Annotated in this window: 7 protein-coding genes; all 7 read left to right on the top strand. The window is 56.0% G+C overall.

Annotated elements, in window-relative coordinates; genetic code table 11:
• The first annotated feature begins 75 nt into the window (after positions 1-75).
• The 7 genes from rbfA (at position 76) to Q7U71_09385 (ending at position 9,330) form a co-directional block, all read left to right on the top strand.
• Positions 76-441 carry a 30S ribosome-binding factor RbfA gene (rbfA, locus tag Q7U71_09415; GenBank protein MDO9391975.1) on the top strand — a complete coding sequence of 122 codons (366 nt, stop codon included), beginning with the start codon at positions 76-78 and terminating at the stop codon, positions 439-441.
• The gene (locus Q7U71_09410) at positions 428-1,396 is read left to right on the top strand and encodes a bifunctional oligoribonuclease/PAP phosphatase NrnA (GenBank protein MDO9391974.1); all 969 of its coding nucleotides are present in this window, start codon (positions 428-430) and stop codon (positions 1,394-1,396) included. Before rbfA ends, Q7U71_09410 begins: the two co-directional genes overlap by 14 nt.
• Before the next feature lie 104 nt (positions 1,397-1,500).
• Positions 1,501-2,343: an NAD(+)/NADH kinase gene (locus Q7U71_09405; protein ID MDO9391973.1), complete on the top strand. Its 843-nt coding sequence runs from the start codon at positions 1,501-1,503 to the stop codon at positions 2,341-2,343.
• A gap of 201 nt (positions 2,344-2,544) precedes the next feature.
• Complete coding sequence (locus tag Q7U71_09400; protein MDO9391972.1) at positions 2,545-4,476, top strand: Ig-like domain-containing protein; 1,932 nt, start codon at positions 2,545-2,547, stop codon at positions 4,474-4,476.
• 63 nt (positions 4,477-4,539) lie between these two features.
• Positions 4,540-6,249 (top strand): DNA repair protein RecN, encoded by a 1,710-nt coding sequence (recN, locus tag Q7U71_09395; GenBank protein ID MDO9391971.1) that lies wholly within the window; start codon positions 4,540-4,542, stop codon positions 6,247-6,249.
• A 71-nt stretch (positions 6,250-6,320) separates the two neighbouring features.
• Positions 6,321-8,360 (top strand): prolyl oligopeptidase family serine peptidase, encoded by a 2,040-nt coding sequence (locus tag Q7U71_09390; GenBank protein MDO9391970.1) that lies wholly within the window; start codon positions 6,321-6,323, stop codon positions 8,358-8,360.
• A gap of 40 nt (positions 8,361-8,400) precedes the next feature.
• On the top strand, positions 8,401-9,330 hold the full coding sequence (locus Q7U71_09385; protein ID MDO9391969.1) for an aminoglycoside phosphotransferase family protein: 930 nt from the start codon (positions 8,401-8,403) through the stop codon (positions 9,328-9,330).
• Positions 9,331-9,523 lie beyond the last annotated feature (193 nt).

Below are 9,523 nucleotides of genomic sequence, written 5' to 3'. Positions count from 1 at the left end.
TATAGGGGCTCATTTTTTGCTTGAATTACCCCTAAAAAGTGGTAAAATAAGAGGTTAGGAAATAAAGGAGCAAACATGCCATTCAAACGATCAAGCCAGGTTGGCCAGCAGATGAAACGCGAGCTATCGGAGATCATCGCCGGGCAGCTTAAGGATCCCCGGTTGGGCTTTGTCACGGTCACCGACGTGGAACTGGCCGACGACCTGCGCTATGCCAAGGTGTTCATCAGCATCTACGGCGACCCGGACAAGCAGAAGCAGACCCTGAAGGGGCTGAAGAGCGCCAAGGGATATATCCGGCGGGAACTGGGCCAGCGCCTGCAACTGCGCAACTGCCCGGATTTCGATTTTAGGATAGACGAGTCCATAGCCCAGGGCGACAAGATAGACCATCTGCTTAACCAGCTCGCCCAGGAAAAGAAGCCCGATGCCGATCAATGAAGTAAGCGAGGCGCTGGTAAGGCACCGCCGCTTTCTGCTGACCAGCCATTACAACCCGGACGGCGACAATATCGCATCCCAGCTGGCCCTGGCCTCCATTCTCCGCTCGCTCAATAAGCAGGTGGCCATAGTGGACCAGGACCCGGTGCCGGGCCGCTACCGCTTTCTGCCGGGCTGGGAATCAATAAGCAACCAGATCGTCCCCCAGAACGTCAGCTGTGTGGTGGTGCTGGACTGCGGGAACATCGACCGGATAGGGAAAGTGTCGGACATCATCACCCCGGCCACCATGGAGATCGTCAACATCGACCACCACGTCTCCAACAATCTTTACGGGCATTTCCACTACGTGGACCCCGAGGCCTCGTCCACCAGCGAACTGATCCTGCGCCTGGCCCAGAAACTGCGGGTGAAGCCCACTCCGGAACAGGCCCAGATAATTTTGACCGGGATGCTGGCCGACACCGGGGGGTTCCGCTATACCAACACTTCGGCCGATGCCCTGAGGGCGGCCGGTCTTTTGTCGGACTACGGCGCTAAGATAGCGGACGTGGCCGAGCAGCTTTATTACCAGCAGCCCATCAACCAGCTGAAGATACTGGGGGAACTGCTGAGCCGCTTAAAGACCGGTGCCAAAGGCCAGCTGGCCTACATGTCGCTGACCCAGGAGCTGATCAAAAGATACGATTTTGACCTGTCCGAGAGCGAGGAGTTCGTCAAATACGCCCTGGCGGTGAAGGGGGCCGAAGTGGCCATCCTGTTCAAGGAGCAGAATGACGGGATTGTAAGAGCCTCCTTTCGGAGCAAGGGCCGGGTGGACGTCAACCAGCTGGCCGGCAAGTTCGGCGGCGGCGGGCACATTGCGGCGGCCGGGGCCCGGCTGAACACCACGCTGGAGGACGCGGTGCAGAAGGTGGTGCAGATGGCGGAGGCGGAGCTGAGTTCTGCGGATTAACTAATATCTACCACAAAGACACAAAGGCACTAAGGTAAAAACTTAAAGTAGAAGTATAAAATTTGGTGTCTTAGTGTCTTGGTGGTGAAAAAAAGGAACGTAAAATGAAGAACTGGGGAATAATCTACAACCGCCAGCGGCCCGGGGCCGAGAACGTCATTAGAGAACTTTCGGCCTGGCTCAAGGACCACGGCATCGCCCCGGTCATCGAGCAGGGCATCAAGCTGGAAGGCTTCCAGTGCGCGGAGGACAGCGAGGTGGCCCAAAGCTGCGAACTGCTTTTGGCCCTGGGCGGCGACGGCACCATGCTGCGCTCTGTCCACCTGATGGGCCAGCAGCAAAAGCCCATCCTGGGGATCAACCTGGGCTCGCTGGGATTTTTGACCGAGACCTCGCAGGACCAGATGTGGCAGAGCCTGGAGCAGGTGGCCCGGGGACAGTATCAGATAGAAGAGCGGGCCATCATCAGGGGCCGGACCGAGGGCCAGGAGTTCTTCGCCCTGAACGACTTCGACATCCGGGTGCCCACCCGTCTGGTGGAACTGTCGGTCTCGGTAGGCGGAGAGTTCCTCAGCCGCTATTACGCCGACGGGATGCTGATCTCCACCCCCACCGGCTCCACCGCCTATTCCCTTTCGGCCGGCGGGCCCATCGTGGAGCCCACCATGGAGGTGATGGTGATCACGCCCATCTGCCCCCACACCCTTTCCATCCGGCCGATGATCGTGCCCATGGACAAGACGGTGGAAGTGACGGTCCACGGCAAGCGGGAGGAGGCCATCATGGTGGTGGACGGCCAGCAGAGGCTTTCCTTTAAGGCCGGCCAGCAGATAGTATTTGAGAAGGCGGAGATCAAGGCCAAATTAGTAAAGACCCAGAAGTCCTCGTTCTACAACATCCTTCGCACCAAACTCAAGTGGGGAGCCCGGGGCGAGGACGGGAAATGACCGGAGACCTCTCCCTGCCTTTCCTCCTACGCTGAAGCTGCGGCGGACAAGACGGCATCCCTCCCCTCGAGGGGAGGGAGTGAGAGCCTGCGCCGAGAATGGCAATCATAATTGCAAGCGAAGCGGTGAGGTTTGATGTAATCAACGGTTCCCGTAGCACGAATTTAAAAATCGTAGCACGCAATAAAAAGGAATTTAAAAATGAAAAAACACTTTTACACCTTGGCCGCACTGGTGCTCGCGGTAGCCCTCAGCGGCTGCGGCAAGAAGGCCACCCCGGTGGCCCCTCCGCCGGAAGGAGACCTGACTCCGCCGGTTGTAACCAGCAGTTATCCTGCAGGCGATACCTCAGGCGCCTTTCTCCGCAATCGTGTGATCACCATTACCTTCAGCGAAGCCATGAACCAGTCGTCGGTGCAAAGCGCTTTTTCGGCCGACGGAGTGCCGGGGAAATTTTACTGGCTGGGCTATACGGTCATTTTTGTCCCTGACACGGCCTTTGCCGCCAATGAAACTGTAAAAGTATCCATCACCGGAAATGCCCTGGACCTGGCCGATAACGGGCTTTCGCCGGCTTTCAGCAAATGGTACCGGACCTCTGCTTTGGTCGATATTACGGCTCCCGTGGTTACGGCCCACCAGCCGCTTTCCGTAGCGACGAACATATCCATCAGCACCGAGGTCAGGGCCTATGCCTCGGAGGCCCTGTCCGATTGGTCAACCAATTCCATCAGCTTGACCGACTCCGCCGGAACCAAGGTCACCGGCAACGCGGTATTGGGGTTGAATGACTCGATCCTGCAGTTTGCGCCCAGTTCCATCCTTAAATACAATACACTCTATACAGTGACCATAGACACCAGCCTGCGGGACCTGTGCTGGAACCGCCTGCAATCCCAGTATTCCTGGTCCTTTAGAACGGAGCTTGACACGGTCAAACCCATGGTGGTCTCCGTTTCTCCGGCGGCCGGCGAGGCCAATGTCACGGTGAATACCTCCATCACCATCTGCTTCTCCGAGCCCATGGATCATGCTACTGCCCAGGCCGCTCTGTCGCTGACCCCGGCAGTCGCCTTTTCCGGTTACAGCTGGCAGGGCGACACGTTGATGACAGCCACCCTGGCCGACACCCTTTCCTTCTACCGGCAATATCAGGTGACGGTCGGAACCGGGGCCCTGGACCTGTCTGGGAACAGCCTGGCCTCCGCCGGGAGCTCCAGCTTCACCACTGTCAGGGGCTTGTATGTCTGCTGCAATTCAGCAAACCAGATAAATTTATTTCAGCAGAATGATCTTAAACCGGAAGGATACCTCCCAAATCTCACCGGCGTCAAACAAGTTAAAATGTCGCCCAACGGCAACCGGGCCTATGTGCTGTGCGGAGGAAACCCCGGCCAGCTGCATTTCCTGGAAGTTAAGAACGGGAATAATGATCTGGGAAGCATCTCCGTCGGCAATGCCCCCTACAGCCTGGCGGTATCTGGCGATGGCAGCAGGCTGGCGGTAAGCGTCTCAGGGGACAACCGGGTGGTGATCATCAATCCCAATACCATGCAGAAAACCGACAGTTTTGCCGTCGGCAACACACCCACCGGGATACAATTCTCCAGCGACGGGCTTTACCTGTATGTGCTTTGCGCCAACAGCAGCCAGGTGGAGAGATATCTGTTGTCCGACCATGCCAGAATATATGTCGACATTGCCAACGGCGGTGAAGAAGCGGCCCTTACGCCTTCCGGCGGCCGCCTTTTCGCCACCAATGGCTGGGTGGTGACGGTGATCAGGACCTCGGACTTTACCAAGGAATTCACCATCAGCAATGTCAGCAATTATCCCTTTGGGCTGGCAGTTTCCCCGGACGGCGCCCATCTGGCGGTAAGCTGTTACCAGGAAAATCTTGTCAAGATCTATGACGCCACCGCCACCAGCGAACCGGCCCCGCTGGCTCAGGTAACTGCAGGCACCGGCCCCAAGGGTCTTTGCTACAGCCCGGACGGAACCAAACTCTACGTTTCCAACTCGGGCGACGGCACGGTCTCGGTAATATCCCGAAACGTGAATACCTATACGTTGCAAAGCAGCCAGACCATAACCGTCGGTTCCGGGCCCTGGGGCCTGGCGGTAACGCCGTAAATCTTATAACAAATATTATTCATATTAGTGCCTTTGTGTCTTTGTGGCAAAAAGAAAAACATTATGCTCACCAAATTAACCGTAAAAGACTACGCCCTGATAGAATCGCTGGAAGTGGATTTTGCCCCCGGCCTCAACATCCTGACCGGAGAGACCGGCGCGGGAAAATCCATTTTAATAGGCGCCCTGGGGCTGGCCCTGGGAGAGCGGGCCGATCTCGACAGCGTCCGCACCGGGGCCAAGGCGGCGGTGGTGGAGGCCGAGTTCAGCGTCAAGAGCTACCGCCCGGTGGCGGAACTACTGAAGGAACTGGAAACAGAGCCTTCGGTCGATCCCTTGATCGTGCGCCGGGAGGTGAACGCCGCCGGCAAGAGCCGGGCCTTTGTCAACGACAGCCCGGTGAACCTGGCCGGCCTGAAGCGCCTGGGCGACGTCCTGCTGGATATGCACGGCCAGCACCAGCACCAATCCTTGCTCTACGAGGAGCGGCACCTGGACTACCTGGACGCCTTCGGGCATCTGGAACCGTTGCGGGGGCAGGTGTCCCAGCTGTTCTCGGATTACCACAAGACCAAAAAGCAGCTGGACGAGCTGGTCCACAAGGAACAGCTGACCCGGGAGAAGATAGACCTGTACCAGTTCCAGCTAAAGGAGATCACTGACGCCGGCCTGCAGGCCGGGCAGGAGGAGGAACTGGAGAAGGAAAAGTTCATCTTAGAGAACACCGAAAAACTTTTCGCCTCGGCCAACCAGGCCTACGAGCTTTTGTACGACGGCGAGGGCTCCATAATCGAACGGCTGGGGACACTGGAAAACTTGTTCACCGATCTTTCCTCGATAGACGAACGCCAGAACGAAAGCCGGGACGCGGTACAGGGCTCGCTGGCCCAGCTGGAGGAGACCGCCCGGTCTTTGCGCCAATACCGGGACAAACTGCAGTTCGATCCCGAGCGGCTGGAAGTGATCCGCGACCGGCTGGACCTGATCAAAACGCTCAAGAAAAAATACGGACAGAAACAGGGTACCATCGAGGCGGTGCTGGAACACGCCCAACGGGTCAAACTGGAACTGGAAAGCGTGGAGCACGGCGAGGAGATCATTGCCAAGTTAAGGGCAGAAATGGAAAACGAAAGGCAGGAGCTGGAAAAGCAGGCCCTGTCGCTTTCCTCCAAACGGACCGAGGCCGCCAAAAAGCTTTCCAAGGAAGTGATCGGGCAGTTAAAGGACCTGGGGATGGAGAAAGCAGTGTTCAAGACCGAGGTCGCTCAGACGCCGGATACAGACGGGCTGGTGGAAGTCAAAAAACAAAGGCAGAAAACGGAATCGTGGGGCATTGACCAGGTGCGGTTCCTGATCTCTCCCAACCCCGGGGAAGACCCCAAGCCTTTGGCCAAGATAGCTTCGGGCGGCGAGATCTCCCGGGTGATGCTGGCCATCAAGACCATTTTGGCCGAGGCCGATGCCGTGCCGGTGCTGGTGTTCGACGAGATCGACGCCGGGATAGGCGGCCGGGTGGCCGAGGCGGTGGGCCATAAGTTGAAGGAGATCGGCAATAAGCGCCAGGTGCTGTGCATTACCCATCTGCCGCAGATCGCGGCCCTGGGCGATTCCCACTACGTGGTCAGCAAGCAGGAGAACAAGGGCCGGACCATCACCAATGTGCAGCAGCTGGACCAAAAACAGCGGGTGGACGAGCTGGCCCGGATGCTGGGGGGGAGCAAGATCACGGAAACAACCATCAAGCACGCCCGCGAGATGATAGGCGAAAAATGAGCAAGTCATACTTCCGAAGAAACATTTCCCGCCATATTAAACAAAACATTCTAATTGTCATCTTACTGTTTATGAACACTAAATCAACAATTGCCCAGACGGAAGATCCATACCTCTGGCTGGAGGATATTGACGGAAAACCGTCGATGGACTGGGTAAATCTGCAAAATACTGCTACCACGGACCTGCTTTCCAGCCCGCCGGAGTACCAGGAGATCTACCGGAACTGTCTGGAGATATATGATTCCGCCGACAGGATAGCCCGGCCGGGTATAAGGGGAGAGTTCATATACAATTTCTGGAAGGACAAGGACCACCAGCGGGGATTGTGGCGGAGGGCATCCCGGCAGAGTTATCTTGGGGGCGACTCGGAATGGGAAACGCTGATTGATATGGATGAGCTTTCCCGGAAAGATGGGGTCAACTGGGATTACCATGGCGTTTTCGGTTTGTTTCCTTCCTATTCAAGATTCCTGATTCAACTCTCCAGGGAAGGTGGTGATGCCACTGTTCTTCGGGAGTACGATGCTGTCAAGAAGTCCTTTGTGGAGGAAGGATTTTCCATGCCGGAGTCCAAGGGCGACGCCACTTATTTGGACGAGAACACCCTGCTGGTTTCCCGGGATTTCGGGGAGGGAACGCTGACCAGTTCCGGCTACTCGCGTCAGGTGCGGCGATGGAGGAGAGGGACGGACATCAAGGATGCGCCGGTGATCCATGAAGGCGCTGTGACGGATGTAGGTGTCTGGGCCGAATCGTTCAAAACGGCAGAGCGGGACTATCCCGTCATTATCCAGGAACACACGGCCTATTCCCGGACCATCTTCGGCTACGAGCAGGGGGATCTGATAAAACTCAATATACCGGACGACGCTTATATAACCGACTTCGTGAAAAGCCGGGCCATCATCCGGCTGAGATCGGACTGGAAGGCTGGCCGCCAGACATTCCTCCAGGGCTCGGTGATAAGCGCAGATTATCCGGCCCTGCTAAAGGGAAAACGCGACCTGAAACTGATAGCCTGTCCGGATGATAGCTCCAGCGTAGAAGATGTGATGGCCGCCGGCGACAAACTGCTGGTGAAAATGCTGAGAAATGTCAGGAGCGTCCTGTACACATGCGCCTACAAAAACGGCCGGTGGACCAAGACCAAGGTCGATACCCCGGAATACGGATCCATACAACTGGCCGCGGCCGACCTCTCGTCCGGCCAGTATTTCTACTACTATGAGGATTTTGTGACGCCGTCTGTACTTTATTATGCCGATGCCGGAAGCGGCGCCCAAAGGATGGTGAAGTCTATGCCGGCATATTTTGACGGCGGCAAGTACCGGGCACGGCAGTATCTGGCCAGGTCCAAGGACGGGACCATGGTGCCCTACTTTGTGGTGGGTCCAGAATCAATAAGATACGATGGAAGCAATCCCACCCTCCTTTATGCCTACGGGGGTTTTGAACATGCCATGTTGCCCTACTATCTTGAGGATTGGGGAAAGGGGTGGCTTGAAAAAGGAGGGGTCTTTGTACTGGCCAATATCAGAGGGGGCGGCGAGTTCGGGCCGCGCTGGCACCAGGCCGGTATCAAGGAAAAGCGTCAGGACGTGTTTGATGATTTTTATGCGGTCTCCGAGGATCTAATCTCCCGGAAGATCACCACTACCCGCCACCTGGGAATCATGGGGGGAAGCAATGGCGGTCTGCTGATGGGCGTGGCCCTTACCCAGCGGCCAGAACTTTACCGGGCCGTGGTCTGCGGGGCCCCGCTGCTGGATATGAAAAGGTACAACAAGCTGCTGGCCGGGGCCAGTTGGATGGCCGAATATGGGGATCCAGACATACCCGAAGAATGGGCCTACCTCAAAAAATATTCGCCCTACCACAACTTGAAGCCCGGGATTAAATATCCCGAGGTGCTGTTTACCACTTCCACCCGGGACGACCGGGTTCACCCCGGACATGCCCGCAAGATGGCGGCCAGGATGAACGAGATGGGGTGCAGGGTATTATATTACGAGAATACCGAAGGCGGCCACGGCGGATCGTCCACCAATGTCCAGCTGGCCAAAAGGTCCGCCTTGGAGTATACGTTCCTGTTGATGAATCTGAGATAAGAGGTACAACCATACCAATTCAGTAGCTGAAAGTATTTATATGGAAAGCATCAAGCCCGAGGTCACGCAGGAAAATATATTAGCTCTGCTGAAAGAAACCTTTGATCAGCCGATCATTAACCCGACCCCGCTTCAGGGAGGGTTGGTCGCCCAAACTCTGTCGTTCAAAGCCGGCGATGGCGAATATATCCTGCGGTTCATGACCGGTAAAATGGACGCCAGCTACCAGAAGGAAGCATTCATATACCAGAACTTTGCCTCGCCTGAGATACTGATACCGCCGGTTATCAAAGTCGGCAGTTATGGGGACCTGTTCTACTGCATATCCAAAAAAATGCCGGGACGAGGCCTCAAGTCAATGTCCAAGGATGAGTACGACCAGATCCTTCCGGATGTGATCAAGATCGCCCATGCCATTCATACCACCGATGTCACGCGGTGGAAGGGTTATGGCTGGATCGGCGACAATGGCAACGGGCTTTTCCCGTCCTGGAAGAAGTTCATCGCCCATGCCAACGAAGAAGAGCGTGCTGAAGGTTTTTTGGGTAAATGGCACGTTCTGTTCGATACCACATTCTTGAATCGCGCCCGATTTGATGAATACTATGGACGGATGATGCCCCTGCTTGAGGCCTGCCCGGAAGACCGTTATCTGCTGCACGGCGGGTATGGATATGACAATATGCTGGCCCAAGATGGCAAGGTGACGGCGGTGCTTGACTGGGAGGCCATGTACGGAGATTTTGCCTACGACATTGCCTGGATAGATTTCTGGCCGCGGGGCGTCGATCATGTTGAATTGTTTCGAAGGCACTATGCCGAGAAGGGCATGCCTCTTGGCAATTACCGCGAACGGGTAGCTTGTTATAAGCATTACATGGGACTGGATGCCATGAAGTTCTTTGCCAAGACCAACAACCGCGAGGCATACGGGTACGTCTGCCAGATCCTGGATAAATTGAAAATATGAAGCAGGCAACCACCACCGTAATTTAGCAACTAAGATATATATAGGGAGAATCTATTCATGTTCCATACTTTTGCCAAAGAGACAATCTGGGGCCTGATCCTGGGCTACGACGTCTTCACCAACCTGATCATGTTCTCGCTGGTCTATCTCTCGGTCTATTCCTGGTCGGTGATAATATACAAGCACCGCTATT

The sequence above is a fragment of the bacterium genome (genome assembly GCA_030655055.1).
Taxonomy (GTDB): Bacteria; Edwardsbacteria; AC1; order AC1; family EtOH8; genus UBA5202.
Note: the sequence above shows the minus strand (reverse complement) of the source record. Positions and strands in the feature narration are given on the sequence as shown.

Bases quoted from the DNA above. Each gene is read 5' to 3' on its own strand.
- recN (MDO9391971.1), top strand. From the start codon at position 4,540: ATGCTCACCAAATTAACCGTAAAAGACTACGCCCTGATAGAATCGCTG.
- Q7U71_09400 (MDO9391972.1), top strand. From the start codon at position 2,545: ATGAAAAAACACTTTTACACCTTGGCCGCACTGGTGCTCGCGGTAGCC.
- Q7U71_09390 (MDO9391970.1), top strand. From the start codon at position 6,321: ATGAACACTAAATCAACAATTGCCCAGACGGAAGATCCATACCTCTGG.
- Q7U71_09405 (MDO9391973.1), top strand. From the start codon at position 1,501: ATGAAGAACTGGGGAATAATCTACAACCGCCAGCGGCCCGGGGCCGAG.
- rbfA (MDO9391975.1), top strand. From the start codon at position 76: ATGCCATTCAAACGATCAAGCCAGGTTGGCCAGCAGATGAAACGCGAG.
- Q7U71_09410 (MDO9391974.1), top strand. From the start codon at position 428: ATGCCGATCAATGAAGTAAGCGAGGCGCTGGTAAGGCACCGCCGCTTT.
- Q7U71_09385 (MDO9391969.1), top strand. From the start codon at position 8,401: ATGGAAAGCATCAAGCCCGAGGTCACGCAGGAAAATATATTAGCTCTG.